This window comes from Weissella minor (assembly GCF_001437425.1).
In the GTDB taxonomy this organism is placed as follows: Bacteria; Bacillota; Bacilli; order Lactobacillales; family Lactobacillaceae; genus Weissella; species Weissella minor.
This window is the reverse complement of sequence record NZ_JQCD01000009.1, coordinates 65,915-91,313: the sequence shown is the minus strand read 5'-3', so window position 1 is coordinate 91,313 and position 25,399 is coordinate 65,915. Positions and strand designations below refer to the sequence as shown.

General features: G+C 38.6%; 24 protein-coding genes. 9 read left to right on the top strand and 15 right to left on the bottom strand.

The genetic code is table 11. From position 1 onward, the window contains the following. Positions 1 to 14: 14 nt before the first annotated feature. On the bottom strand, positions 15 to 1,421 hold the full coding sequence (locus IV67_RS00940; protein ID WP_057786214.1) for a glycoside-pentoside-hexuronide (GPH):cation symporter: 1,407 nt from the start codon (positions 1,419 to 1,421) through the stop codon (positions 15 to 17). Positions 1,422 to 1,596: 175 nt separating this feature from the next. Next, positions 1,597 to 2,724 (bottom strand): ROK family transcriptional regulator, encoded by a 1,128-nt coding sequence (locus IV67_RS00935; protein ID WP_057786212.1) that lies wholly within the window; start codon positions 2,722 to 2,724, stop codon positions 1,597 to 1,599. Between the two features lie 214 nt (positions 2,725 to 2,938). Here IV67_RS00935 and IV67_RS00930 point away from each other — a divergent pair, with 214 nt between their 5' ends. From IV67_RS00930 to IV67_RS00915, 4 genes are all read left to right on the top strand, one after another. Next, positions 2,939 to 3,715 carry an SDR family oxidoreductase gene (locus IV67_RS00930; RefSeq protein ID WP_057786210.1) on the top strand — a complete coding sequence of 259 codons (777 nt, stop codon included), beginning with the start codon at positions 2,939 to 2,941 and terminating at the stop codon, positions 3,713 to 3,715. 52 nt (positions 3,716 to 3,767) lie between these two features. Continuing rightward, positions 3,768 to 5,303: an FGGY-family carbohydrate kinase gene (locus IV67_RS00925; protein WP_057786208.1), complete on the top strand. Its 1,536-nt coding sequence runs from the start codon at positions 3,768 to 3,770 to the stop codon at positions 5,301 to 5,303. Positions 5,304 to 5,680: 377 nt separating this feature from the next. Further along, positions 5,681 to 7,030, top strand: a complete 1,350-nt coding sequence (brnQ, locus tag IV67_RS00920) for a branched-chain amino acid transport system II carrier protein (RefSeq protein WP_057786206.1) — start codon at positions 5,681 to 5,683, stop codon at positions 7,028 to 7,030. Between the two features lie 258 nt (positions 7,031 to 7,288). Further along, entirely contained in the window at positions 7,289 to 7,837 is a 549-nt protein-coding gene (locus IV67_RS00915) for a TetR/AcrR family transcriptional regulator (RefSeq protein WP_057786204.1), read from the top strand. A 58-nt stretch (positions 7,838 to 7,895) separates the two neighbouring features. Here the strand turns inward: IV67_RS00915 and IV67_RS00910 are convergent, their stop codons facing one another. Beyond that, positions 7,896 to 8,951 carry a 2,3-butanediol dehydrogenase gene (locus IV67_RS00910; RefSeq protein ID WP_057786202.1) on the bottom strand — a complete coding sequence of 352 codons (1,056 nt, stop codon included), beginning with the start codon at positions 8,949 to 8,951 and terminating at the stop codon, positions 7,896 to 7,898. A gap of 217 nt (positions 8,952 to 9,168) precedes the next feature. Next, positions 9,169 to 9,417: a transporter suffix domain-containing protein gene (locus IV67_RS00905; protein WP_057786200.1), complete on the bottom strand. Its 249-nt coding sequence runs from the start codon at positions 9,415 to 9,417 to the stop codon at positions 9,169 to 9,171. 179 nt (positions 9,418 to 9,596) lie between these two features. Between IV67_RS00905 and IV67_RS00900 the strand changes: the two genes are divergently transcribed. Next, positions 9,597 to 10,736: a chloride channel protein gene (locus IV67_RS00900; protein ID WP_057786198.1), complete on the top strand. Its 1,140-nt coding sequence runs from the start codon at positions 9,597 to 9,599 to the stop codon at positions 10,734 to 10,736. Positions 10,737 to 10,959: 223 nt separating this feature from the next. Here the strand turns inward: IV67_RS00900 and IV67_RS00895 are convergent, their stop codons facing one another. From IV67_RS00895 to IV67_RS00855, 9 genes are all read right to left on the bottom strand, one after another. Further along, a complete protein-coding gene (locus IV67_RS00895) occupies positions 10,960 to 11,955 on the bottom strand; it encodes a LacI family DNA-binding transcriptional regulator (RefSeq protein ID WP_057786196.1) in 996 nt (331 codons plus the stop codon). A gap of 189 nt (positions 11,956 to 12,144) precedes the next feature. Then, positions 12,145 to 13,992 (bottom strand): DUF2207 domain-containing protein, encoded by a 1,848-nt coding sequence (locus tag IV67_RS00890; protein ID WP_057786194.1) that lies wholly within the window; start codon positions 13,990 to 13,992, stop codon positions 12,145 to 12,147. A gap of 27 nt (positions 13,993 to 14,019) precedes the next feature. After that, positions 14,020 to 14,466 (bottom strand): NUDIX domain-containing protein, encoded by a 447-nt coding sequence (locus IV67_RS00885; protein WP_057786192.1) that lies wholly within the window; start codon positions 14,464 to 14,466, stop codon positions 14,020 to 14,022. Positions 14,467 to 14,552: 86 nt separating this feature from the next. Further along, entirely contained in the window at positions 14,553 to 15,110 is a 558-nt protein-coding gene (locus tag IV67_RS00880; protein ID WP_057786190.1) for a hypothetical protein, read from the bottom strand. Continuing rightward, positions 15,107 to 16,018, bottom strand: coding sequence for a LicD family protein (locus IV67_RS00875; protein ID WP_057786188.1), 912 nt, complete (start codon positions 16,016 to 16,018; stop codon positions 15,107 to 15,109). Before IV67_RS00875 ends, IV67_RS00880 begins: the two co-directional genes overlap by 4 nt. A 166-nt stretch (positions 16,019 to 16,184) precedes the next feature. After that, complete coding sequence (locus IV67_RS00870) at positions 16,185 to 17,009, bottom strand: ABC transporter permease (protein WP_057786186.1); 825 nt, start codon at positions 17,007 to 17,009, stop codon at positions 16,185 to 16,187. Between the two features lie 55 nt (positions 17,010 to 17,064). Beyond that, the gene (locus IV67_RS00865) at positions 17,065 to 18,522 is read right to left on the bottom strand and encodes an ABC transporter ATP-binding protein (protein ID WP_057786184.1); all 1,458 of its coding nucleotides are present in this window, start codon (positions 18,520 to 18,522) and stop codon (positions 17,065 to 17,067) included. Between the two features lie 144 nt (positions 18,523 to 18,666). Next, complete coding sequence (locus tag IV67_RS00860) at positions 18,667 to 19,299, bottom strand: hypothetical protein (protein ID WP_057786182.1); 633 nt, start codon at positions 19,297 to 19,299, stop codon at positions 18,667 to 18,669. Between the two features lie 40 nt (positions 19,300 to 19,339). Next, complete coding sequence (locus IV67_RS00855; protein WP_057786180.1) at positions 19,340 to 19,753, bottom strand: MerR family transcriptional regulator; 414 nt, start codon at positions 19,751 to 19,753, stop codon at positions 19,340 to 19,342. An 85-nt stretch (positions 19,754 to 19,838) separates the two neighbouring features. Between IV67_RS00855 and IV67_RS00850 the strand changes: the two genes are divergently transcribed. Further along, the gene (locus IV67_RS00850; RefSeq protein ID WP_057786178.1) at positions 19,839 to 20,852 is read left to right on the top strand and encodes an NAD-dependent epimerase/dehydratase family protein; all 1,014 of its coding nucleotides are present in this window, start codon (positions 19,839 to 19,841) and stop codon (positions 20,850 to 20,852) included. Between the two features lie 35 nt (positions 20,853 to 20,887). On the opposite strand, the gene IV67_RS00845 is transcribed toward IV67_RS00850, so the two are convergent. Then, entirely contained in the window at positions 20,888 to 21,247 is a 360-nt protein-coding gene (locus IV67_RS00845) for a DUF1516 family protein (protein ID WP_057786176.1), read from the bottom strand. Positions 21,248 to 21,442: 195 nt separating this feature from the next. On the opposite strand from IV67_RS00845, the gene IV67_RS00840 reads away from it, so the two are divergent. The 3 genes from IV67_RS00840 (at position 21,443) to trhA (ending at position 24,563) form a co-directional block, all read left to right on the top strand. Then, positions 21,443 to 21,973 (top strand): MarR family winged helix-turn-helix transcriptional regulator, encoded by a 531-nt coding sequence (locus IV67_RS00840; RefSeq protein ID WP_057786174.1) that lies wholly within the window; start codon positions 21,443 to 21,445, stop codon positions 21,971 to 21,973. A gap of 22 nt (positions 21,974 to 21,995) precedes the next feature. Next, positions 21,996 to 23,759 (top strand): ABC transporter ATP-binding protein, encoded by a 1,764-nt coding sequence (locus tag IV67_RS00835; protein WP_057786172.1) that lies wholly within the window; start codon positions 21,996 to 21,998, stop codon positions 23,757 to 23,759. A gap of 147 nt (positions 23,760 to 23,906) precedes the next feature. Further along, on the top strand, positions 23,907 to 24,563 hold the full coding sequence (gene trhA / locus IV67_RS00830; protein ID WP_057786171.1) for a PAQR family membrane homeostasis protein TrhA: 657 nt from the start codon (positions 23,907 to 23,909) through the stop codon (positions 24,561 to 24,563). Between the two features lie 58 nt (positions 24,564 to 24,621). Here trhA and IV67_RS00825 read toward each other — a convergent pair whose 3' ends face one another. Continuing rightward, on the bottom strand, positions 24,622 to 25,326 hold the full coding sequence (locus IV67_RS00825) for a helix-turn-helix domain-containing protein (protein ID WP_057786168.1): 705 nt from the start codon (positions 25,324 to 25,326) through the stop codon (positions 24,622 to 24,624). Positions 25,327 to 25,399: the final 73 nt, after the last annotated feature.

Sequence of the window (25,399 nt, the reverse complement as noted above, 5' to 3'; positions counted from 1 at the left end):
TTGCATTGATTACTTTATGCATCTTCAGCTGTCAAACGCTCTTCAAGTTCTTCAACAATTTCAGCATGCTTATTTTCGGTCAAAGTCACCTTCCATAAGAAGATAAGGGCTGACACAACAAGCAATGCCATTGGTCCATAGAACATAAAGGCTTTAAATTGTAACAAACCAGATTGCGTAATATCACTTGGTAATGCATTACCAGTCATTCCGGCACCCACTGCCACGATTCCCACAATTCCATTCGAGAATGCACCGGCTAATTTATCAATCAAAGGTCGCACTGATAGTGTCACCGCTTCATTACGCTTACCACTCTTCAATTGCCCATACTCAACTAAATCACTAATCGTCATCAGCGTAGCTAAAAATACTAATGGATACGGGAAGAAAATTATTGATGATGCAACCAAAGCCATGGGTACACTTTGTCCCGCAACAGCAAAGACAATGAATCCCATTAACATGATGCCAATCCCACCAATATAAACATACTTACGTCCAATTTTTGCCGCTAATGCTGGGAAAATTGATACGGACAATACACCTAAGAAACAAGTAATCACACCAACAATTGTATAAGCTTCAGCATGTCCAAGCACATAACGGAAATAGTACAACAAGAGTGAATTATTAATCACATAACTAAAGGCAAACAAGAAATAACTCAATGCTAACCACATCAATTGGTCATTTGAGCCAATCACTTTAAAGACATCACGGAAACGTGTATGTTCCACATTTTCACGAATCACATTTTCATCTTCCTTCACATTTCGAGAAAGGAAGATTGCACCACCTGAAGCAAGCAAGGCAATAACCATGGCATAACCAAGCCATCCCCACTTATTTTGCTCGCCCGCTGAGGCACCAAAGATACCTGAGAAGAAGGTTACGACGGGGACAATAATGATAATCACACTTTGGGCACCCAAGGTTGATCCAAAACGTGAGAATGTTCCAAATTTTGTCCGTTCTTCACTATCCAATGATAAGGCTGGCAACATTGACCACAATGCAATATCACTAAATGAATAGAACACGTCTAATAGCAAAAAGGCAATTCCAAACAAAACCAAGTAAAGCATTGGTTTGTTTGTTGCTAAACCACCAAAGTCAGTAAAAATTAAAACCAACATCAATGAGGCGACAATCGTTCCAATCAATAACCAAGGCTTAAATTTTCCCCAACGCGTCTGGGTATTATCAACAGCCCCACCAATCATTGGATCAAACATAATTTCACCAACACGAATAACTGTCATGAGTAATGTCACATAACCAATCATCGTTGAATTAAAATTTTGGTCATTCGTCACGAATAGTTGACTCGTCACAAACATCACAAAATACAGACTTAAAGTATTATAAAAGGCATCGTGCCCAAAGGCACCAACAGCAAATGAAAGATACTTTTTCATAACCTTCCTCTTTCTCCTAAGGTATCCCAAGAATCGTTTTTCACAATCCAAAAACAATAATTTTGCGTTCTTTGCAAACGCTTACAAGAAAGATTATGCCTGAGCCTTGTAAAAATCACAAGCTTTTTATTAATTCATTTTACAAAAATAAAAAAGCATACCGCCTCGGTATGCTTTAAATTGAATCAATATATGCTTGTAAATAGGGGAGCCCCGCTCCCTCCGCAACGACATAACGATCGGCTTTTCCAATTTCCAAATGCGCAGCAATTTCGGGAAATGGTGATATTTTAGCAATTCGTTTTTGAAGACGCTGTAACGTATCTTGATTAATAAAACGCGCTAAATCTCCTGCCAAAACAATCGTATTATCGGCAAACATTTGCAAATTAACGATGGCATGGGCCAAATGGTCAAGATAGCTATTCCAGCGTTCTAGCGCCTTTTCATCACCTACATTCAGTAACTCAAAGAATTGATCCAAATTTTCCGTCCGTCCATGCAGTAACGCGGATATGGATGCGTAAGTTTCCAAACACCCACGTCTACCACAGTAACAACGACGTCCATATTTTGAATTAATCGAAATATGTTCCATTGTCCCACTACTCCCAAAGGTACCATGATAAATTTGTCCATCCACCATCATTGCCGTTCCCAGGTGTTCTCCAATTGATAGGTAGACTGCATCGGCCTGACGTTTTGCAACATGTTGTTCGGTAATTGCGACCGCATCAGCATCATGCACGAAATAGACTGGATAGGGTAAATAGCGTTGAAAAACGTCAGTTGTTACCCCGGTCATATTTAAGATTTTCCCGTACAAAATTTCTTGACCATCAGATGACACTAATCCCTGCACACCGACACCTAGGCCAATAATTTCACCTTCATCAAACTCACTATCGGAAACAAAATTCCGAATTTCTTGACTAATTTTTTTGTAATAGCCCGGTTCATTCTTGAAATCAATCATTAGCTGGTGCTGTTGTCGTACCGCTCCATTGGCCCCCAACAAGACAATTGACACAAACTCACGAAAAATTTCTAACCCCACACAACCAAATGCGCTTGGATTCAAAATATATCGATCGGCGCGACGGCCCCGCGCACCAGTGAAACGGCCATCTTTTAGAATCAGTCCTCTTTCCAACAATGTCGTCAAATTTGTTGATACCGTTGGCAAACTATTGCCTAATGTTTGTGCAATATCTTTTTTAGATAACGATTCATGCTCATAAAACAAGCGAAAGGTTTCTGAAAAATTATTCTTTTGCACTGCTTTCATTCCTTGATCAGCCATAACCCCTCAAACTTTCTTCTTAAACATTATGTTAAGTGTACTGTTTGGAACACATTTCCGCAAATTACCCCCAATTAAGTAAAATCATTTTATAAAAACGCTTGACATTCTGTAAGCGCTATCATAATCTAATGGTGTACTCTTTGTGAAACAGAGACATGTTAAAACTTTTAATTAATGACGTTACTTATATTTGAGAAAAGAGGTTTTTCTTATGACTGTTATGGATAATCTTCGTTTAGATGGCAAAAAGATTTATATCACCGGTGGTGCACAAGGCTTAGGAAAGTCAATGGCTGAAGGTTTAGCTCAAGCGGGAGCTGATTTAGCAATTGTTGATATCAACTTGGAAAAGGCACAAGCAACTGCTGACGAAATTGCTGCTGATACAGGCCGTAAAGTGATTGCTGTTAAAGCCGACGTGACAAACCCAGACGATGTGGACCAAATGATTGAAACGATCACCACAGAATTAGGTGGTTTGGATGTTGCCTTCAATAATGCGGGAATTGTTATTAACACCCCTGCTGAAGAGACAAGCTTCGAAGAATGGAGCAAGGTCATCAACATTAACCTAAACGGGACTTTCCTAACATCACAAGCTGCAGGAAAGTACATGCTTGAACATGGTGGTGGGTCAATTATTAACACGGCTTCAATGTCTGCGCACATCGTTAATCGTCCACAACCACAAGCTTCATATAACGCCTCAAAGGCTGGTGTCATTCAACTTTCAAAGTCATTAGCAATTGAATGGGCTAAGAAGGGTGTTCGTGTTAACACGCTTTCGCCAGGTTACATGGCAACTGACTTAACTTTGAATTCTGAAGAATTGAAGCCATTAATTGATATTTGGAATGACTGGGCACCGCTTGGTCGGATGGGTAAGCCAGAAGAATTGCAAGGAATTGCCGTTTATCTAGCCTCTGATGCAAGTAGCTTTGCAACTGGCGCTGACTTTGGAATCGATGGTGCCTTCACGGCCTGGTAAACAATCAGTCCCCTTTTTACTGGCACCTGTCATTTAAGAATAGGATAGCATTATGAATTATTTAATTGGAACCGACATTGGAACATCAGGGACAAAAAGTGTCTTGATGGATACGAGTGGTAAGTTAATTGCTCAAAGCCTTGTAGAATATGACGTTCTAACACCTAAGCCACTTTGGGCTGAGCAATGGGCAAGCGTTTGGTTGGCTGCTGCCAAACAATCAATCAAACAAGTTGTCACAAATAGCGGTGTTACGCCAACTGATATTAAAGGCATTGGTATTTCAGCCCTTTACGGTGGATCAGGCATACCTGTTGATGCTGAGGGCAAGGAAGTCCGTCCAACCTTAATTTGGATGGACCGCCGTGCTGAAGAACAAGTGCAATGGGTCAAAGATCATATTGATTTGCAAAAGTTATCAGATATCACAGGTAATGACGTTGTTGATCCGTATTATGGTTACACAAAGATTTTGTGGATTAAGCAAAATGAACCTGAAAACTGGGCGCAAATCAAAGAACTTCTACCACCTGACACCTTCATTGTTAAAGATTTGACTGGCAATACTGCCGTTAATTATTCGGCTGCTGGGAATATCGGTGGTGTGTATGACATTAATGAAAACACGTGGTCAGATGAATTACTCGCTGAATTAGACATCCCCCGTTCAATGATGCCTGACCGTTTAGTTGATGCGACTGAAATCGTTGGTACCATTACAACAAAGGCCGCCGAAGAAACTGGTTTGCCTGTTGGCACGCCCGTCATTGTTGGTGGTGTCGATGTGGGTGCAGCGAATGTTGGGATGGGCGTCTTAGAACCTGGTCGTTATGTTGCTGCGATTGGAACTTCAATGAATGCTGCCCTTGTCAGTGAGGAACCAATTAAAGATCAAGGCTTAATCGTCTGGCCATATCCTTACAAATCAGAAAAACTCAACTACAACTTCAGTGGTTCCGCAACAGCCGGTGCCATTACCAAGTGGTTCCGTGATAACTTCGCTGAATTAGAAGTCTCAGAACAAAAAGCAGGTGGACGTAATGCCTATGCAGTACTCAGTGAACGTGCTAAAGACATTCCTGCTGGAAGTAACGGTTTAGTTGTCTTGCCATACTTTATGGGGGAACGTGCCCCCGTTTGGAATTCTGATGCTAAGGGCGTTTTGTTTGGCCTATCATTGGCCCACAATAAAGAGCATATTTACCATGCCTTCCAAGAAGCGGTTGCGTATGCCCTACGTCACTCAATCGAATTAACTGGTCAAGATCTAGGCGACTACATCATCTTAGCTGGTGGTGTCACTCAGTCGCCTGAATGGGTCCAGATGTTCGCTGACGTTACTGGATATGCCATTCGTACCCCAATTGAAAATGCCGAGGCTAACCTTGGTGATGTCATGTTGGCTGGTTTAGCGACTGAAACATTAACCCTCTCACAAGTGAAAAACTGGCAAGTGCTCGGCGAAAAAGTCGAACCAGATCCAAAACGTCATGAAATCTATAACGAGTATTTCGCACTCTATCGTAAGCTTTACGATGATCTCAATGATGATATGTCAACTTTAACCAAGCTTTCACAGTTGGGATAATATTAAAAAAGCACGGCTCCAATGAATCGCGCTTTTTTAATTCAACAAGACGCTTGTTCCCTTTTTTAAAATTATTTTTTATTTCCTCATTGACATCTTTCTCATTTTTATTTAATATAAAGGTCATCAATTAATCAAACACGAAAAGGAGTTCATCACTATGCGTTTATCAAATCAAACAATTGAACAAATCGCAATTATTAAGATTATTTCGGTTTAACGAAGTAAGCTTCCTTTTGAGTTGCTCGCTTTGTTAAACCAACAAAGCGAGCAGTTCAATTGTGATGAGTGATGGATAACTCTATAACACGATTGGCTGTTTTATGTAGCCAATCGTGTTTTTTTGTCTTTATGGTATATATTAGGAGGTACCACCCATGCAACAATCACGTCGAAAACAATATGGTGACTTATTACTCATGTCATCCCTCATCTTTGGTATGTTTTTTGGAGCCGGGAATTTAATTTTCCCGGTCCAACTTGGTCAAATGGCCGGTTCGAACTGGTTCATCGCGACACTTGGCTTTCTAGTTACCGGAACTGTCGTTCCATATCTGGCCATGTTAGCTGTTTCAATGACGAATTCAGAAAGCGTTTATGACATTGCCAAGCCTGTTGCACCTTGGTTTGGTATGGCATTGCTCTTCTTAATTCATATGACCATCGGTCCATTCTTTGGCACACCACGTACTGCTGCAACTGGTTTCACAATGGGCATCGCGCCATTTTTACCTGAACAATGGCAGACCTTGGGGATGGTTGCCTTCTCATTCGTCTTCTTTGCCCTTGCCTTTGTTTTAAGTATCACTGATTCACGTGTCACGGCTTGGATTGGTCGTTACCTAACGCCTGTTCTCATCTTATTGTTAGTGATTATCTTAGCCGTCGCTGCTTTTAACCCCATGGGTAATCTTCAACAACCTGTCTCTGAAATGTATCAATCACATACGTTTATGCAAGGTTTCTTAGATGGTTATAACACAATGGATGGTATCGCCCTAGTCGCCTTAGCTGTTTCTGTCGTTTATGCCGTACGTGGTCTTGGTTACCGTGGTGCCGCAGTATCAAAAACATTGGCTAAAGCTGGACTCTTTAGTATCATCCTTGAAGCGATCATCTATACAGCCCTAATCGTCCTAGGTGTTTCTAGTTTAGCGATCATGAATCCAGCCGAAAATGGTGGTATCTCATTAATGGCTATCATTAACCATTACTTTGGCACATTTGGATCTGTCCTCACTGGTGTCTTAGTCATCTTAGCTGTTTTCACAACTGCGGTTGGTTTATTCTCTTCATTTGCGCATGATATGCATTTAATCTTCCCACAATTTTCATATAATACTTGGCTAGTTGTTTCTGCTGTTGGGTCATTTGCGACAGCCAACGCCGGCTTAACAAACATCATCGCTTGGTCAGTTCCGGTTTTGATGTTTATCTATCCTTTTGTACTCGCTTTAATCGTACTTTCCTTAACAAAGCGTTTCTTCGGCGGTGCTCCTATCGTGTATCAACTAACCATGTTATTTGTAACACCCTCAGCCTGTTTAGATGCCTTGGCAGCTGCACCTTTTGCATCAACACCTGTTCTAAAGCCACTCTTTGATGCTTATCACCAATTTGTGCCATTTGCGAGTGATGGTCTTGGTTGGGTTGTTCCTGGTTTAGTTGGTGCTGGACTAGGATTAGCACTAGCCTACTTTAATTCTTCTAAAAATGAACCCGCTTAATTAAAAAAAGATGCATCGTCATGATGCATCTTTTTTAATGGTCTAGTTCAATCCGTTATGCCGATTTAAACATATTCAATATATACGCGCATTTTTTAACTAAAAACAAATATTTTTAAAAAACATTTTAACCGCTTTCATTGCTGACAAATCAACATTTCAGGACTGTGAAATCGTTTTAACTTATGCTATAATTTATATATTATAACAACATTTTAAAATTTAAAAAAATTATTTACGTAAAAAAGGAGCTTCTGTATGTTAATTGGTCCTGAAATCCCTAAAACAAAACAACAAATTTGGAAAGGTCTTTTCAAAACGCTTGAAACCACCCCTTTTGACAAAGTGACCATCAATCAAATTTGTTCAGCAGCCGATGTCAGTCGAACAACCTTTTATCGTCACTACGTCGATAAATTTGCACTCATCGAAAAAATTAATCTCTATTACGCTGAACAGTTAAGAATGTTTAGTAAACGTCGACAAAATCTCACTGATTTAACGGTTATTTTACTGGAGCTATCTGATTTCTTCCAAAGTAATGCAGAGGAAATTTCTGCATGTTTAGGCATTACAGACATTCCAAATCCACTTCAAGATCAGGTAAATCAAGTTCTACATGATGAATTTACTTATTTCATCGAAAATCATCCCGCAATTGGGATTCGAATGAATTTACCTTTAGATTATAGCGCTAATTTGTATGTTGCGATTTCAATGGCCTTCCTAACTTATGCCCTAACGGACGAAATTACGCCCGAAATTATTCAAAGTCTTGATTTCATGCAAAAATATCTCTTCTATTAAACAAAAAAAGCATGCCAACTAAGTGAATTTAGTTGACATGCTTTTTTATTATCAATATTTAGTCGGCTTCGTTTTCTAAGTTAACCAAAATCTTAGCTTGGCTCTTATCATGTGTCAATGATTCAAAGCCCTTTTCGACGATATCATCAAGCGCAATTTCGTCAGTAATAACGGGTGCAACATCAATTTGTCCACTTGCGACTAGATCAACTGTTTGTTGGAAAGTCTCACGTGAGTAAGCAATACTTGTTGTTAATTTAACACCCGCATTCATCAATTGCATTGGATCAAAGCTAATTGGCTTAGCAAAGATTGATACAATCACAACGTGTCCACGTGGGCGTGTTGCATCAATAGCTTGTTCAAATGTTGGTTGAACACCAGCCACTTCAAATGAAACATCAACGCCACCAGGTACAATCTTTTCAATTTCAGCAATTGTATCATCAACTTCTGCGGGATTAATCACATCAGTCGCCCCCATAGCTTGGGCCTTTTCAAGACGAACAGCTGACAAATCAATTGCAATAATCTTTGTAGCTCCTGCGGCTTTAGCTGCAGCGGCAACTAAGACACCAATTGGACCAGCACCAAAAATTGCAACGGTTTCACCAAACTTCAATTCACCTTCTTTAACCGCTTGAACCGCAACAGCCGTTGGTTCGATTGTTGCAGCCAAACGCTTTGAGAATTCAGCTGGAATATGATACAAATTTCCTTCAGGTACATTTACATAAGGGGCAAATCCACCATCAGTACTCAACCCAATAAAACTATATCCATCATACACATCAACACCGTCTGGTGACTTACGATGCGTAATTGTTGGGTTAACTGAAACTGAATCTCCAACCTTGAATTCGGTCACTTCAGGACCAACTTCAGCGATAACACCAGAGAATTCATGTCCCATTGTTAATGGTGCTTGTCCACCAGTCAATTCATCTGCTGCTTCAACCGGAACAAAAACTGGACCTTCTTGATACTCATGCAAATCACTTCCACAAATACCAGTATAAGCAACTCGAACCTTTACTTCATCAGCCTTTAGGGGCTTTAGCTCTACATCTTCAACACGTACATCACCTTGACTATGCCATACTGCTGCCTTCATTGTGAATTACCTCCTGTAAAAAAACACTTCATTTGTCTTAATAAATGATTCCTTTGAATCATCTGTATAATTTAATGATAGTCCTTTTTCAAAGGTTTCACAGTCACATTTGCTCGTGAAATGATACTTGCAAATGAAAGTTGACTTGGTCACACGAAAACGCTTTCTAAAACATATATCATGTCCAGACAGATTATAGCCCCTCATATTAATTAGCTTATTTAACTTGTTCGTCAACACTTACAGTTTGCTTCTTACGTGAAAACTTATTTTTAATTTTCGTAATCACTTCTTTACCTAAGAACAACGCAGCAATATAGAAACATACATCTGCAATCACAATTAATGCCGGTACAAGCATGCCTTTAATTTTAACATCGACTGGTAAAAATGGGACGATTGCTGCTAATACATAAAATAGCGGTACCCCAATTAGAAAGGCATAGCCTAGTTGTTTTTTCATCATTTTATATCACCATTCCCTTTTTAGTAGAGAACACCATAGCTGTTTTTTATTAAGCGAAAGTTAAAATTTTAGGAATTTATTACCTCAATTCAGTTGCGTACACGGCTACAACTAGTATAATCAGTCTTAGACAAAAAAATTAACATTAAATACTTTTAAAATATTGCGAGGATTAACTAGTGTTCATTAAGAAAGAAAATCAACAAACTCTACTGCGGGTTTTATTAAAATCACTTGTTGCCGGGGTTGTCGTTGCAATCTTCGCCGCATCAACAACTTACCTATCTGATACCCTTTGGTCAACTTTACCTAAAATGGTCGGGCTTAGCCCTTCAGCTTATACATTCGTTGTTTGTGTGGTTGGTGGCCTGCTATTAGGGATACTTCAAAAATATGCAGTCGGCTACCCTCGCACCATTGCTGAGCTAACTGTTGACAAGCATCTAGGCGAGACTTATCGCCAAGATATTCCTCGTGTTTTTATCACTTCCCTGATTGTTTTAAGTTTTGGTGGAAGTGTTGGACCCGAAGCACCTTTAGCTGGATTAATTGTCGGATTATTTCAATGGATGAAACCAGACTTAAATAGCTTCACCCATAATAATAAAGCCGTCCGTGTCACTGAAGGTTCGCACAATGTGCATATTATCGCTGGTATCTCAGCACTATTAGCCTTTTTATTCACCTATCGAATTTTTGATACTGAAAAGAATGAATTATTTGGTATTTTCAAACAATTCACGCTGGATTGGGGTTGGCAACAACTCTATCTCTTACCATTAGCCATTTTAACTGGGGTTGTCTTTGGGATTTACTTTAAATACGTTACAAAGTGGACTGAACAGATTTCAAATCGTATGACCATGCCCCAAACATTACGCCCCATCGTTGGTGGTATCATCATTGGTGCTGTCGGTTACTATTCAACAATGTTTTTATTCTCAGGCCAACAACAATTAATCGCGATTGTTAAACAACCAACCGCTTATTCACTTGCTTTTCTAATGCTTGTGGCCCTCGGAAAGCCCATTCTTTCTAACGTTGGCTTCTACCTTGGCTGGCGTGGTGGATTAATTTTTCCAGCCATGCTTTCAAGTTTTCTATTTGCAGGTGTCTTAGCTAGCTTAGTTGGTATCTTCTCGCCTATTTTTGTGATTGTGACCTCATTAGCAGCGTCTGTCTTTATTAATCGTAGTCCCTTAATTATGGCCCTTGTCTACCTGGTCCTTTGCCCCTTAAGCCTCTATCCGGTCGTTATTATCGTGGCTTGGACAAGCAAGTATCTTGGTGATCAATTTGTTGCACATAAACTCGTTTAAATTTCTAAAAAAAACGGTATGGTTTAACAGCCATACCGTTTTTTTCTATGCTACGATTTAAAGTGCCTTAAAATGATAAACATTTGTTGTAAAATCAGCTTGCTCAAAAGTCTCGTAAAGGCCAGCTCGCATCAATTCATCCCTAAAAAATACTTTCAGTAAAATTTTACTGAACACTCAACATGTCAGTTTACCTGTGTAAACGCTTTCAAAAAAACAAATTCTAACCTTGGTAGGTATCTCGGTATAAAATTTTGCCTGGAATTTTAATATTGGCCATCCAATCCCTAGGCGCTTGAGCTAAGCTCACAGCCTGATTTATCGCCATTTGCGCCAACGCATCAATATTCAAATCAACACTCGTTAAGCTGGGATTTAAATATTGTGAAAAATCAAGATTATCAAAACTAATTACCTGAATATCTTTACCAGGTACTAATTCTAATTCTTTAAGTTTATTCATGGCCCCCATGGCCACTAAATCAGATCCGACAATGATTGCATTTAATGTTGGGCTTTGTGCCAACAATTTTTCAACACCGTCATAGCCGGTCTGTGCGTCCCATTCTCCGATGTAACTATAATCAGCTTGTCCATGACTTTTCATCCATGATTGGTACATATAATAACGATCATCCAAGGCTTCTACAGCTTGCCCTGTTTGAACGTCTTGTAGACGATTCATACCACCAATGTAAGCTACCGCTTGGTATTGATTTGCTTGTAAGGATTCTAAAATCTCTTTCATCACTATCTCAAAATCAGGTGCAATATTCGTTACATGTATATGTTCAGCTTTTGAATCTACTGCCACTAAGTTGGGATTAATTGAGGCTAATTGATTAATAGATTGCTCAGATAAATCACCCACCAGAATGACAGCATCATACATCTCTAATTGATGTTTCTGAAAATCATCACTAAGTCGGATTAAATTCGTAATCTCGATATCTTTTGCATGTCGTTCAATACTTAAACAAATACTTTGCCAATAGGAATCATTGACTGAACGCTCTTCGGAAAGCGCTGTAATCAACGCCACTTTATTACCGGCAGTTGGTCGTTTCGTTTTAACCCGATAACCAAGTTCTTCAATTTTTTGTTGAACTGTCTCACGCGTTCCATCCGACACTTTCAATGAACTATCACCATTAATAATTCGAGATACTGTTGTCGGAGATACGTTTGCAGCTTCTGCTACATCTTTTAATGTCGTCATGATTTCACCATTTCATGCAATTACCATAAATCCCTTTACACCAATTGCTTTTTTATTTTCTCTGTCGTTGCTGCATATCGCATACTATTTTTAATTATACGTTCTGCAGACTTAAAGATAAAGAAAGACACTGCTACAAAAAAAACAGCGTCCGTAGACCCTGTTTTAATTCATACGATGTTAACACTATTAAAATGCACCACCACCGCTTGATCCGCCAAAGCCACCAGAGGTACCGCCACCACCAAAGGCACTCCCGCTTGCACCTGAGCCAGAACTAGTTGATGGTAAATTATTACCTAATACATTTGGTTGGAATAATTGATAAGCAAAAATCATCTTTGCAGTTGTTGATACTTGAGATGATGCAAAATCTGCATTCTGCGAATTATCCAACTTTTCTAGTGCAGCCGATACCTTATCTGCTTTATCTAAAATAATGGCGTACGCAAAATAACGATCCCATAGGACCACTTCATCAATCTCCCGTTTTGACATCTGACCAACATGGTCCAGCATATTGCCAAATCGATGCCAGTCTAGCGCAATTGGCCTTCCTACCGAGGTATAAGAAAATTTATGAACGCTTCTACGTACCAGTAACAGCGTCATGCCAATTCCCATCATAGCACCACCTAGTAAGCCATAAATATAATTAACAGCCCCCTCATTTGTCAAAAGTAGCATCACTTGCATCACTGCTAGGACGCCAAAGAAACAGCATTGGATCATATTATTTTGATCCAAGTGTTGCCGAACTGGCCGATCGATTAACGTATCGGGGTAAGCCTTAACTAACTGTCGATGATATTTTTTAATATCTTTAGCATATTTCTTTTTCTCAGAATTTCGCTTACGCTCCAATTTATTACTTTCGATTGATATGCCTACCTGTAGGGGTTGTTGGAATACTAATACCAAAGCAGTCTGTTCGAACATTTGTAAATCATCAACTGGCTTTTTTAGCGTTAAGATAAACTGTTTACGACGTCCGGATTTATGCGGTGTCAAATCTTCAATTTCAACATAATGGCGTGCTATCAAGTCCATCAAAGTCGCTGATAACGTAACTTGATCTTCTAAATCATTATCATATAATTGTCGCCCAATCGTGGCTGGCAAGTCATTCGATGGTAAATCGTACTGACGCTCTTGATCTCTTTCAAAAGCGCTTAAAGCTTGTGTTTTTTGCCAATAACGACGTAAATAAACATAGCCAGCGACTACCAGTACAAATAATCCAATTTGAAAGTATTGATACTGACGGACACGTTTAGCTTCACGATCAGCTAAAGCCTGTTCTTGCGCCTCAATTTCAGCACGCTTTTTTTCAGGAATCACTTTGGCATCATTTAAAGTAGCTGGGTCAAAAATCATATGTAACTCTAACGGTTGCTCTTCAGGATAATCAGTGTCTTCATACAACCAACGGCCCGTTTTATTTTCATACTTTCCCTCTTGTTTACTTAAACCGTGTTGCCAAGTTTTTTCATCTTTTAAAGGTGCATTGGGAAATGTCACAGAAACTCGCATTTTATCAAATGGCACCATCCAATTTCCGCCCACAACGCGCCAATTTAACTCACCGACATCCTGGTATCTTTTGGCCACATTATTTAATGTATAACGCCATTCAATGGTTGTCGTATCCCCGTATTCAACCGGGTTGTATAATTTAAAGCGAACCCCTTTTTCACCGTCATTGATATTTTCAATCTTTAACCCCTGCTTAGATCCTTCGGAATACGCAGCCATAGGTTTCCCATTGACAGTTACTTTAGGCGTACCAACTAGGGACACATCATCGCCTAGCCCTTGCTGCATGTAGACACCGTTCATATCATCATCAAAGCGATAAGTTGTTTTTAAGTAGACATCGGCTGAGCCATCAGATTGAACCTGAATTTGTTGATCAAAATTAGTAATTGCATAATCATCGTCAGCCGACGCAATACTTGTTAACCCTAAGAGCACAGCACTGACAACCGTCAGCAAACTCAATAACCACGCTATAACATGTTTTCTTGTTCTATGCATTTATCTCCTCAATTCGTCTTGAATTTTCTATTCCCAGCCAAACTCTGCAAATGCTTGATGCTTGAGATCATTTTCAATGCCTAGGCGTCGGTCAGCAATTAAGTTATCAGGTAATGTCTGTAAATCAAACCACTCGAGACCTGCATTCTTACTTGGCTCCATTACAGCAGGCGTGCCTGTATAATGCTTTATCTTGAAATATACATTATTATAAACCAAACCATCATCATGATATTTGGAATGAATCATATTTGAAAATGCAACATCCTCTGGTAAAACTTGAATGCCCAGTTCTTCCTTTAGTTCACGAACAATGGCATCTACATATGTTTCTCCAGCCTCAACGTGCCCTGAAGTCGCTAGGTCAAAGGCCCCATCTTCAATTCCAGTATGATTTCTTTTTTGTAGTAAAATTTGGTTTCCATCATACATTAGTGCATACACCGCAGTTGGAATTTCATATCTTTGCTTCATAACATAGCCTCTTTTTTATTTTTATCATACCATTTTTGGCAAAATAAAAGCAGTTATGTCATATGACATAACTGCTTTTGTTTGTCTTAATATACTGTCAAAAAACGGACTGCATATTTTCGTTCGGCGCGACCAACAATTTCAGGATTTTGACCCAAACCAAATTTAATCCGGTATCCATATGCTCGGAAATACATTGCATGCTCTTCAACGAAGAATGCTTCTTCATCCAAGACTGGAATTTCTGTATTTTCAAAAAAATTATTCTCGTCAATTTTCTGTGAAATACGATTAAAAATTTGTTGTTCTGATTCTGTCAAATGACTCTCAAAATTCTCAATTGATTGTGCGATCAAGTCAGTAACTAGACTGGAATTTCTCACTGATACCGTACCCCAAAGCAAAGAACTTTGAACATCTCCATTTGCCAAATTCGCACTAACCAACTTAAAGCCTAGTGGCATCTCAAAAAAATTGGCTAAGCGTAGCTTATCAAACAAATCATTATGCTGTTCTAAAACGACCCCAAACTCACCTGATTGGGCGGCTTGATATAAAATGGTTTCTAAATCAGAACGAAGCGAAGCATCAATTGAATGATAAATATCATCAATTTTATCCACGGCTTTAATTAATGCTGTCATGCTTGATTGTCCTCCTCGTTATTAGATTCTTCCATTTCATCTTGGTCATTAAGTTGCTCAAGTGCATCTCGCCACGATAACCCAGTATCTTTGTCATTAATGATGTAGAACTTTCCATGAGTCTTATGCTTACGTGGGATTTCCATATAATCTGGCCCATATATCTTTACGAGATACTTTTCACCAGGAACATAGACTTCACGTCCTTCAAACATTGCCTTTTGACGATCAGTTGTGTACGTCTCAACCGTGTTATTTTCACGCAATTTGTTGATTCCTTGCACAACATACAAAGAAACAGTGTGACTATCTTTATTTTTTTCATTGGTTTTAAGTGCCAACTTATTCATTTTATTCGCATAATAACCAATTTTTTTGTTACGCAATCCGAAGGCAAACGCACGCTTCATTGTGTTTCTGACCATACCGTCTGCTTTTTTATATTCAATTCGACGGGTTGAATTACGCAAAAAATCAAGATATTTCATGCGATAGCAAGCCATATGTTGACCAAAACTACTGTCAGGCAAATGGTCAATCGGAAAGACATCCACAAAGATACCATTATTAATATTTAAATATCGGTTACTTGAAGCGGTCTTTTCATCAACAACACGCATATATGATATATCAGAATTGTCTGAATCATAGACACTAATCACTGAATAGTCTTTATTTGTTGGCTTATAATTCTTTAAAAATTCATTGTACCCTTCACGTGGAATTGCTAAATCAATGTCATCATCCCAAGGAATAAATCCGCGATGACGAATGGCCCCCAAAGCCGAGCCTCCACTAAGCACATATGGAATATCATGCTCATTTAAATATGCCAAAATATCATCTAAAATGTTTAACATGCATAAATGAACTTCTTCGATAACTAAATATGATGTCGGCGCTGCCATAAATTGCTCCCCTTAAATTAAATATTTTCTGTAATGTACGAATCAAATCCGACTCATATAATTCAAAAACGATACTTTTTATTTGACTACCTTATAGTGTAACAGTCAATTCTTGTAACGTCCTTAAGAAATACTAAGCTTGAGAATAATTTAAAAATTGATTAAATTACTTATATTCAACAAAGATATCTTTAAAACTACGATGCAAGTAAGTTCCCACAATTAGCAATAGTAGAACTGAACACCAGAAAATAATAGTCGTTGAAGTAAACTCTCGTGCTAATACTGGATCAGGTGCAAACAATGCATCACGATAACCAGCAACTAAATAATAAAATGGTGTTAATCTTAAAATATCTCCAACAAGATTATTCATTTGTCCTAAATTAAAGATAACACCTGCAAACCACATTCCCATCGACATAACAAGTCGCAAAATACTGATGTAATCGGGAATTATAATTAAAATTGTTGAATTAAACAATGCAAAACTATAAACAAATATTAATGTGGCAATAAGATAATAGATTACCCATGGCCAATGCGAACTGATTGGTTGTCCTGAAATGAACAAAAAAGCCAGTCCAAGTACCGTTAGTACAATTAATGTCCAAATTGATGTTCCAATTGAAATTGATGGTAAAACTGACATGGGAAATTTCATCTTTGTCACAATTTTAAGTTGTCTTTTAATGGAAGATGAACCATTCATTATTGCTTCGTTCATAAAACGCCATATTGCCATTCCAAACATCATCCATGCTAAATAGTAAAGCGGACTTGATGTGGGAGCACCTGGCATAGTTACTTGTCTAAAACCTAAACCAAAAACCAAAAAATAAGCGGTTACTTGCAAAATTGGGTTCACAATTTTCCAGGTTTGTCCAAGTATAAAGCTACCATAGGTATTTTGGTCCCCAAATTTCACCATACGGATAATCAATGGCAAATTGGTTACTTGCTCCCAAAGTATTTTGAGTGCATTAATCATAATGTCTACAACTCCTCTACAAAAAGGACTATTTGTCCTCTCAACTTTTTACGATTTAATTTACACCATTTGAATCCGCATCAGTTGTACCTTGTACATCCGTTGCATCTCCTGGCGCCTGTGAATCAGTTTGGTTACCGGAATCCGTTTGCCCACCAACATTTGCTTGGCTACCCGTATTTGCCTGATTGCCTGCGTTTGCCGGATTACCTGCAATTGATTGGTTACCAGTGTCACCCTGATTACCAGCATCTTCTTGATTACCAGCATCTTCTTGATTACCAGCATCTTGTAATATAGAGGCCGGTGTCTCATTGGTAATTTGAGATTCGGGCACAGGCGAATACTCACTCGTAATTACACTACTTTCCCGCTTCTCTTTTTTAGATTTTCTTTTTTCAGATGCTTTCTTTTCATTAGCTATTTTAGCTTTTCGAGATGCTTCTTTCTTTTGCTTTACTTCAATTCTTTGCGCTTCAGCACTATGAACAGTTGTATAAGCTGTATAGCCAATTGTGAAAATTAGTGCAAAAATAATCGCTAAATTCACCCATCCCAGGCGATGCGGATTGCTTCGCTTATTCAGTTTCTTGGACTCTTTTGTAACAAATTCAGCACGCGCTTTACGACTTTCTACAAGAGTAGGGTCAGGGTTTGGACCTTCTAACGTTTCACGTAGCTCTGCCTCTGCAATATCTTGAACTGAAAAATCACGTTGTAACTTTTTACGCTGTGACATGTACTTTTCACGCTTTTTACGCGGTAGTGCATTGAATTCTTTTTGCCAGCGAATGTAATGTGGCATCACCACATCAGCAGGTCCATTTTCTCGCAACTCACCATAATGCATCCACAAAACGGTATCTGCAATTTCTTTAATTTGATTATTTGAGTGACTCACAAAGAAAATCGTTTTCCCTTGCTTTTTAAATTCACGAATTTTATCAAAACTCTTACTAGCAAAAGTCGAGTCTCCAACAGACAAAGCTTCGTCAATAATCATAATATCTGGGTCAGTATGGGCCATGATTGAAAAACCAAGCTTTGACTTCATCCCTGATGAGTAAGTCTTAACCGGTTGATCAATGAATTCACCCAATTCAGAAAATTCGATAATACTTGGCATTGTTTCTTTGACTTGAGCATTCGTAAAGCCCATCATCAAAAGTTTAAAATCAATATTGTCACGACCTGACAAGTTTTCTTTTAAACCGGCACCAATCGAAATAATAGAGGTATCTCCATTAATTTGTACTTCACCTGTTGTTTGCGGATAAATACCACTCACAATGTTTAGCAAAGTTGACTTTCCTGACCCGTTTAAGCCAACAACTCCAACCGCTTCTCCTGGTTTAACATCAAATGTTACACCTTTTAGCGACCAAAAAGAATTATCTTCTTTCTTGCGAAATGGTGTAAGTAGCTCCTTAATATGCTTTTTCTTAGATGATTCCAGTTCAAATTTCTTGGTGACATTCTTGGTGACAATTTTCATTTCTTCATCGTCTATCATAAATTTTTACCTTTAGATTGTTAACAATTCTCTTTCTTGTCCCCGCAATTATTACCATTAGGGCACAAACATACAGGATACATTATAAGCGAGTTCTTTCAATTTAACAAATTAATTAACAAATCTTAATGCCTTCATGCTCCTTCAAAGTATCTTTTCAATCAATGCAAACACATCCGAGAATGATTCAACGCCTCGTTCATTTATAAGTGCCTCTTGCGGCCGTTCTTTAACTGCCCACAATGCAAAATACGCGTCAATGTTATTGGCTTCAAGCAGTTTAAAATCCGCAACCGTATTAACAACACCAATCATTGGAGCCCCTGCGCTCAATTCCGATGCCATGACTGCTTTAAGTTGCGAAACTTGATCATTGTTTGGGACAGCCTGATTCGTCAAATGATTGATATCAGGGGACAATGTCCCAGCATTTGTTGTAATGAAATTTGAGCCTGCAAACCACCCAAAATCATTTTCTGTAATATCTGCTAATGATAATAGGGATGACCAATTTTGCCGAACCCCACTACGTTGGTTAAGCATTTCTCGAATAATAATCGGATCATGATGGCTCATATAGCCAACTCGAATGGGATACTTTTTCAGTGTTTCTAATTCACTCTGCGGTACTTGTAACGCAGGGACATACTTATTACAAATGCTCCGCGGTAAACGTTTATTTACTTTTTTGTTATTTTCATCAATGGCATCATACAACGCATCAGTATCAAATAAAACACCATCAATTGCAATAACTAAACCTAATTGTGCTTGCATCAGTTGACTCCGTCTTTCTTCTATCTAAATCTAAATTTACCTACACATTTTGTTTTTCTGCTTTTACATAAGCTAATTCTTGCCTAATGACGTCTTTTGCATCTGGATCACGATATTTATCGATTTTCTCTTGAACACCTTTTAGGTTCTCAGTCACCAAGCGTTGTTTTTCAAGCACCATTTGTTTATGGTCTTCTAACATTTCTAATCGCTCATCCACCGTTTCCGGTCCAACTTCAACCAAATGAATGTAATGCTTAATATGCTTTAAAGGCATCCCTGTTTGTTTCAAACACAAGATTGTTTTAAAAATATTCACATCAGCATCTGTAAAAACCCGATACCCATTGGCATCACGAATGACGAAGGGTAGCATGCCTTCTTTATCGTAATAACGAATCGTATATGTTGACACACCCATCATTTGAGCAAATTCATGTGTTTTATAAGTCATTTTAAAATCTCCGCTTGCTATAGAGTTAACTCTACACTTTATACTACATTTATTCACTTAAAGCAAAATAAAAAGAGGTATTATTATGAAAAAAACAGTATTAGTCTCAGGTGGTAATGGATTTTTAGCGACTCACATTATTGACCAATTATTAGAGCGTGATTATCAAGTTAAAGCATCCGTTCGGAATGAAAAGAGTGCCACTAAGTTACGGACAACCTTGCAGGAAAACAATACACCGCGCTTAAATCAGTTGGAACTTTTCTATGCCGATTTATTAAAGGACGATGGTTGGGCTGACGCCTTTAAAGATGTCGACTATTTTTTAAGTGTTGCATCCCCTGTCTTTTTTGGTAATGCAGATGAAGAAGAACAAATTAATGTTTCAAAGGCTGGAACACTTCGTTTAATGGGCTTTGCCCAGGCCGCTAATGTTAAAAAAATTGTGATGACGTCTAATTATGGCGCGATTGGTTTTAGTTCTTTTGATCCAAACCATCTCATTAATGAAAATGATTGGACAAATATCAATCAACCAGGCCTTTCAGCTTACGAAAAATCAAAAACGCTTGCTGAGCAAGCCGCATGGGATTTTGCTAAACAAAACAACCTTAATCTAACAACTATTAACCCCGTGGCGATGTTTGGGCCAGCACTGAACAATCACATTTCAGGTAGCTTTGATGTATTGAAGACAATTGTCGGCAGTGAGATGTCTGTCTTGCCGAAAATCAATCTCAATATCGTCGATGTTCGTGATGTCGCCACCATGCACATTCTGGCGATGGAGAATGACCAATCAACCGGCGAACGACTCATCGCCTCTGCACCTGGCCAAATTTCATTCCAAGAGATGGCACAAATCATTCAAGAAACTCGTCCTGATTTATCTAAAAATCTTCCAAAGCGCACCTTACCAACTTGGGCATTACAAATTGCAAGCCACTTCAATCACGCTGCACGCGAAGGCTTATTACTGGCTAAACTTAATCGTCAAATTGATACAACTAAAGCTGATCGTCAACTCAATTTTAAATCCGAACATACTAATCGTGATATTGTCATCGCCAGTCTTGATAGCCTGGCTGCTAATATCTAAAAAAGAGCTTCCGTAAATGGAAGCTCTTTTTTTTCTTAGTGGACAAATGGGTAGCCGCCTGCCAGATGAATTCCAAACAAGCCAACTAAAATAATTGCCACAATCACAACGAACGCAAACCCAACATTCAGCTCATGCCGCTTCTTCTTTGCAAATGCGACCTCAATTAAGCCAATTAAACCAATTCCCAACACAACCTTGATAATCGTTTGCATAGCATTTTCCTGATAGGCATAGCTAAAGAGCATCGCACCGGAAACAATTGCGAAAATATACCCCAAACGTGCAACCATCATACTGATTTTGCTGATCTTATCATCACTAACAAAAATTGCTAAACTCGCAACCACTAGTAATACCACCCATGTAATTAAATGGATCCATAAATATACCATATCCCAACTCCTCTAATGTATTATGCTTTAATTTTACCATCATTCCGCAGTTTCATTTTCATTTTCTAAAATAATTAGTTAGTTTTCTGTTGACAAAAACTAACTAAAAAACTAAGATATGTTTTGTGCTTAATTTAGTTAGCTAATCCACTTTAAAACTAACTAAAATAAATCAAGCACAGGAGGAACTCATTCATGACCATTAACAAAGATTTACTTGAAACATTTGGTAAGCTATTTCAAAATCGTCAATTTGATGCATCCATTCATCGCCAAAGCCAATTCCTTGAACGCGGTAGTCAAGATGCTGGCCGTGGTCAATTACGTTTACTTCAATTGTTGCGCGAATATCCAGAAGGCTTGTCTAATACTGACATTTCAATCAAATTGGATATTAAACCCAGCTCTGTAAGCATAATGGTCAAACATTTGGAACACCATCAATTTGTCAATCGCATACCAAATGAACAAGATAAGCGCTCTTCATTAGTTCAAATTAGTGAAAGTGGCCAGGCGCAATTTGATAGTTTAGAGCAAGTATCAGATAACATCGCTGCCAAACTATTTAATGGCCTTTCCGATGAAGAGAAACATCAACTGGATGCGTTATTAAATAAGCTCGTTGATACTCAAGAAGCTATCAATTGGTCGGACATGCAACATCAAATGAATCACGATTGGCACAATATGCATAAACAAAATTGGAACGGCCCTTGGGACCGCTAATTTAAAAAAAGGAAGTCAAAAAATGGATCGTCAACCATCTAATGCAAGGCAACAGACAAAACATAAGTTTGATTTGAAAGCCTTCTTTACCTTACTTAAAAATACAAAACCCAAATACTGGCAGCTTGCTCTAGGGCTTGGACTCGGCATCATTGCCAGCGCCGCACAACTAGCAGTTCCAAGATTGGCACAAACCGTTGTGAATAATCTGAATCATGGTGTTGATAAAACATTCTTAATTTTAGTTTTAGGCCTCTTTATCACGAGTGCCATTGTTAGCTCATTGTCTGGTATTATTCTCAGTTTTTTTGGCGAGGATGTTGTCGCAAAATTACGTGAAACACTCTGGAACAAGCTCATTCGCTTACATGTTAGTTACTATGATGACGTCAAATCCGGTGAGATGACCTCTCGATTAGTGAATGATACGACGCAAATCAAGGATCTACTAGCCAATGCATTCCCTAAGATGATTACAGCTTTACTTCAATTCTTTGGAGCTTTAGTCATCATGGCTTTGATGGATTGGAAAATGACAACCATCATGTTTATCACAGTGCCCTTAACCATGGTCATCATGTTACCAATTATGAAAAAATCCGGCGAAGTTGGTCGTCAACGCCAGGATGCACTTTCTAAATTTAGTGGTGTCTCTGATGAAACGCTAAGCGAAATTCGCCTTGTTAAAATTTCAGATGCTGAACCTTATGAAAGTAAGCATGGTCGTTCATATATTCAAAACCTTTACCAAATTGGACTAAAAGAAGCTATTTATGATTCAATCGTTGGCCCAATCATGTCTTCAATGATGCTTGCTGTCATTGTTGGCTTACTAAGTTATGCAGCAGTTCGTGTGATGAACGGAACGATGTCGATGGGAATAATGGTGTCATTTTTAATGTACCTATTCCAAATCATGAGCCCGATTGCCATCGTGGCAAATTTCTTCACAACTTTGTCAAAGGCCGCTGGATCAACTGAACGTGTGCGTGAGGTATTAGAAGAACCTGAAGAACAGCTCGACGACAATTCTAACACTTTAGATGTAAGTGGTAAGACCCTTGCGATGCAACATGTTGATTTTGAATATGATACTGGTGAATCAATTTTGAAAGACATCTCAATTGAAGCCAAGCCTAACACAGTCGTTGCCTTCGCTGGTCCTTCTGGTGGTGGAAAGTCAACCATATTCAGCTTAATTGAACGTTTTTATGAGCCGACTAATGGCCAAATCAGTATTGATGGTCAAAATATTAATGATATTAATCTACAAGATTGGCGTTCGCAAATTGGCTTTGTCAGTCAAGATTCTGCCATTATGGCCGGTACCATTCGCCACAATTTAACTTATGGCCTAGATGATAACGCTTATTCAGATGATGACTTGTGGCATGTACTTGAACTAGCGTATGCGGATCAATTTGTGCGCGAGATGCCGGATGGTCTCGATACTCAAGTTGGTGAACGCGGTGTTAAAGTAAGTGGTGGTCAACGACAACGTTTAGCAATTGCCCGTGCTTTCTTACGCGATCCAAAGATCTTAATGTTAGACGAAGCCACTGCTAGCTTAGATTCAGAATCTGAAGCAATGGTTCAAAAAGCCTTAGCTGTTTTAATGGCTGGACGCACAACCTTAACAATTGCCCATCGCCTAAGTACAATTGTTGATGCCGATAATATTTATTTCATTGATCACGGTCAAGTTAGCGGTAATGGTACGCACCAAGAACTAATGGATAAGTTACCACTCTATCGTGACTACGTTAAAATTCAATTTAAATCTTAAACCTTAAGCCCGATGCACATCGGGCTTTTTTTGTGTACAAAAACGCCTATACAGTTTACCAATATTCAACAATCTAGTTTACAAAACTAGATATAGGCGTTACTATTATTTAAACAAACTACAAATCCGCTATCAAAGGAGTTCACTATGCCCAGTCTCACTCAAGAAAATCGTCGTTACTTAATCACCTATGAAACCTTGAACGCTGTTACCCATGGTATCGGTGTTGTCGCTGCAATTGTTGGTACAACTGTCTTGATTACGAAAAGTATCCAACAACATTTTTCAGCGTTTACGCTCACAGCACTTTCAATTTATGCTGGCTCAATGATTTTATTCTTGTTAGCATCTACTTTATTTCATTCTCTTATTTTTACAAAAGCTGGCAAATTTTTTCAATTCTTAGATCATTCAGGTATCTACCTCATCATTCTTGGAAGCTACACACCCTATACTTGGTTATTTTTAGATCCAAAAGTTGGTTGGCCCATTTGGTTTACGATTCTACTATGTACAATTTTAGGATTTATCTATGATTTATTTTTCGTTGGTCGTTGGCCCTGGGTATCTGTTCTGATTTACGTATTTATGGGCTGGTTAATCCTACTCGCCTTCCCCGCGTTGCATGCTGCTCTAACGCCAGTTGCCTTCAACCTACTATTAGCTGGTGGTATTGTTTATACCTGCGGTGCCTTACTTTATCTGATTCCAAAATTACCTTTAAACCATGTTTACTGGCACATTTTTGTGCTTGTTGGTGCGGGTCTCATGTATGCATCAATCTACAGTATGCTATTTAATTAATCATCATAAAAAGTCATCCCCACTATCCAATTAAAGTGGCGATGACTTTTTTAATACATCATTTTGAAAATGATGGCCCATTATTTTCAAATAGAGTTACACGTGGCCCCTCTGCCTTAGGTTCATAAGGCACATAAGCATCCCCCAAGTTAACCTGATTTGGCTTAGGAATATCATTTTTGCTAATCACACGTGCACCTGAAACATATGCCCCTTTATGTCGCACAATCACATAATGATTTTCTTCATCAGCTGGTTCGAACAATGTCATTTTAATCCATTCTCCCGAACCAAATGGATCCGACGTTACCCATAAATCAACATCTAAATTTGTTTTTCCTGCCTGCTTTTTCACTTTTTTTAAATCTTCTGGCGTTGGTGCAATGGCATATTCAATTTTTGTTTTTAAAAATGGATTAAAACGATCAATCAAGACCACTTGATTTTTTCGACCATACAGTAACGTTCCACCAACAAGTACCCCGATAATAAGTAAGCCCAAGCCAATGCGCAAGCTCCACTGTCCCCAGCGAACCTTTCGGTCAATTTCATGAATCACTGCCTGTTGCTTATCTTGAAATAATTCTTCTAAGGATAAATCATATAATTCTGCAATATTAGCTAACATGGCTAAACTCGGATCCGCTTTTTCATTCTCCCAGCGTGAAATTGATTGACGCGTCACATGTAATACCTGAGCCAAATCTTCTTGTGAATATCCATGCGCTTCCCGTAGCCCTCTTAACCGTTCTCCAATTCTCATCTTTCAATTTCCCTTCGTCTTCTTTACGGTTTAATTTAGCAAATTTAAACGAATTACGCCAAGCACTTAATTT

Bases quoted from the DNA above. Each gene is read 5' to 3' on its own strand.
- trhA (WP_057786171.1), top strand. From the start codon at position 23,907: ATGCCCAGTCTCACTCAAGAAAATCGTCGTTACTTAATCACCTATGAA.
- IV67_RS00890 (WP_057786194.1), bottom strand. From the start codon at position 13,992: ATGCATAGAACAAGAAAACATGTTATAGCGTGGTTATTGAGTTTGCTG.
- IV67_RS00930 (WP_057786210.1), top strand. From the start codon at position 2,939: ATGACTGTTATGGATAATCTTCGTTTAGATGGCAAAAAGATTTATATC.
- IV67_RS00870 (WP_057786186.1), bottom strand. From the start codon at position 17,009: ATGATTAATGCACTCAAAATACTTTGGGAGCAAGTAACCAATTTGCCA.
- IV67_RS00875 (WP_057786188.1), bottom strand. From the start codon at position 16,018: ATGGCAGCGCCGACATCATATTTAGTTATCGAAGAAGTTCATTTATGC.
- IV67_RS00840 (WP_057786174.1), top strand. From the start codon at position 21,443: ATGACCATTAACAAAGATTTACTTGAAACATTTGGTAAGCTATTTCAA.
- IV67_RS00910 (WP_057786202.1), bottom strand. From the start codon at position 8,951: ATGAAGGCAGCAGTATGGCATAGTCAAGGTGATGTACGTGTTGAAGAT.
- IV67_RS00915 (WP_057786204.1), top strand. From the start codon at position 7,289: ATGTTAATTGGTCCTGAAATCCCTAAAACAAAACAACAAATTTGGAAA.
- IV67_RS00905 (WP_057786200.1), bottom strand. From the start codon at position 9,417: ATGATGAAAAAACAACTAGGCTATGCCTTTCTAATTGGGGTACCGCTA.
- brnQ (WP_057786206.1), top strand. From the start codon at position 5,681: ATGCAACAATCACGTCGAAAACAATATGGTGACTTATTACTCATGTCA.
- IV67_RS00855 (WP_057786180.1), bottom strand. From the start codon at position 19,753: ATGACTTATAAAACACATGAATTTGCTCAAATGATGGGTGTGTCAACA.
- IV67_RS00835 (WP_057786172.1), top strand. From the start codon at position 21,996: ATGGATCGTCAACCATCTAATGCAAGGCAACAGACAAAACATAAGTTT.
- IV67_RS00940 (WP_057786214.1), bottom strand. From the start codon at position 1,421: ATGAAAAAGTATCTTTCATTTGCTGTTGGTGCCTTTGGGCACGATGCC.
- IV67_RS00825 (WP_057786168.1), bottom strand. From the start codon at position 25,326: ATGAGAATTGGAGAACGGTTAAGAGGGCTACGGGAAGCGCATGGATAT.
- IV67_RS00880 (WP_057786190.1), bottom strand. From the start codon at position 15,110: ATGACAGCATTAATTAAAGCCGTGGATAAAATTGATGATATTTATCAT.
- IV67_RS00860 (WP_057786182.1), bottom strand. From the start codon at position 19,299: ATGCAAGCACAATTAGGTTTAGTTATTGCAATTGATGGTGTTTTATTT.
- IV67_RS00845 (WP_057786176.1), bottom strand. From the start codon at position 21,247: ATGGTATATTTATGGATCCATTTAATTACATGGGTGGTATTACTAGTG.
- IV67_RS00850 (WP_057786178.1), top strand. From the start codon at position 19,839: ATGAAAAAAACAGTATTAGTCTCAGGTGGTAATGGATTTTTAGCGACT.
- IV67_RS00935 (WP_057786212.1), bottom strand. From the start codon at position 2,724: ATGGCTGATCAAGGAATGAAAGCAGTGCAAAAGAATAATTTTTCAGAA.
- IV67_RS00865 (WP_057786184.1), bottom strand. From the start codon at position 18,522: ATGATAGACGATGAAGAAATGAAAATTGTCACCAAGAATGTCACCAAG.
- IV67_RS00925 (WP_057786208.1), top strand. From the start codon at position 3,768: ATGAATTATTTAATTGGAACCGACATTGGAACATCAGGGACAAAAAGT.
- IV67_RS00895 (WP_057786196.1), bottom strand. From the start codon at position 11,955: ATGACGACATTAAAAGATGTAGCAGAAGCTGCAAACGTATCTCCGACA.
- IV67_RS00885 (WP_057786192.1), bottom strand. From the start codon at position 14,466: ATGAAGCAAAGATATGAAATTCCAACTGCGGTGTATGCACTAATGTAT.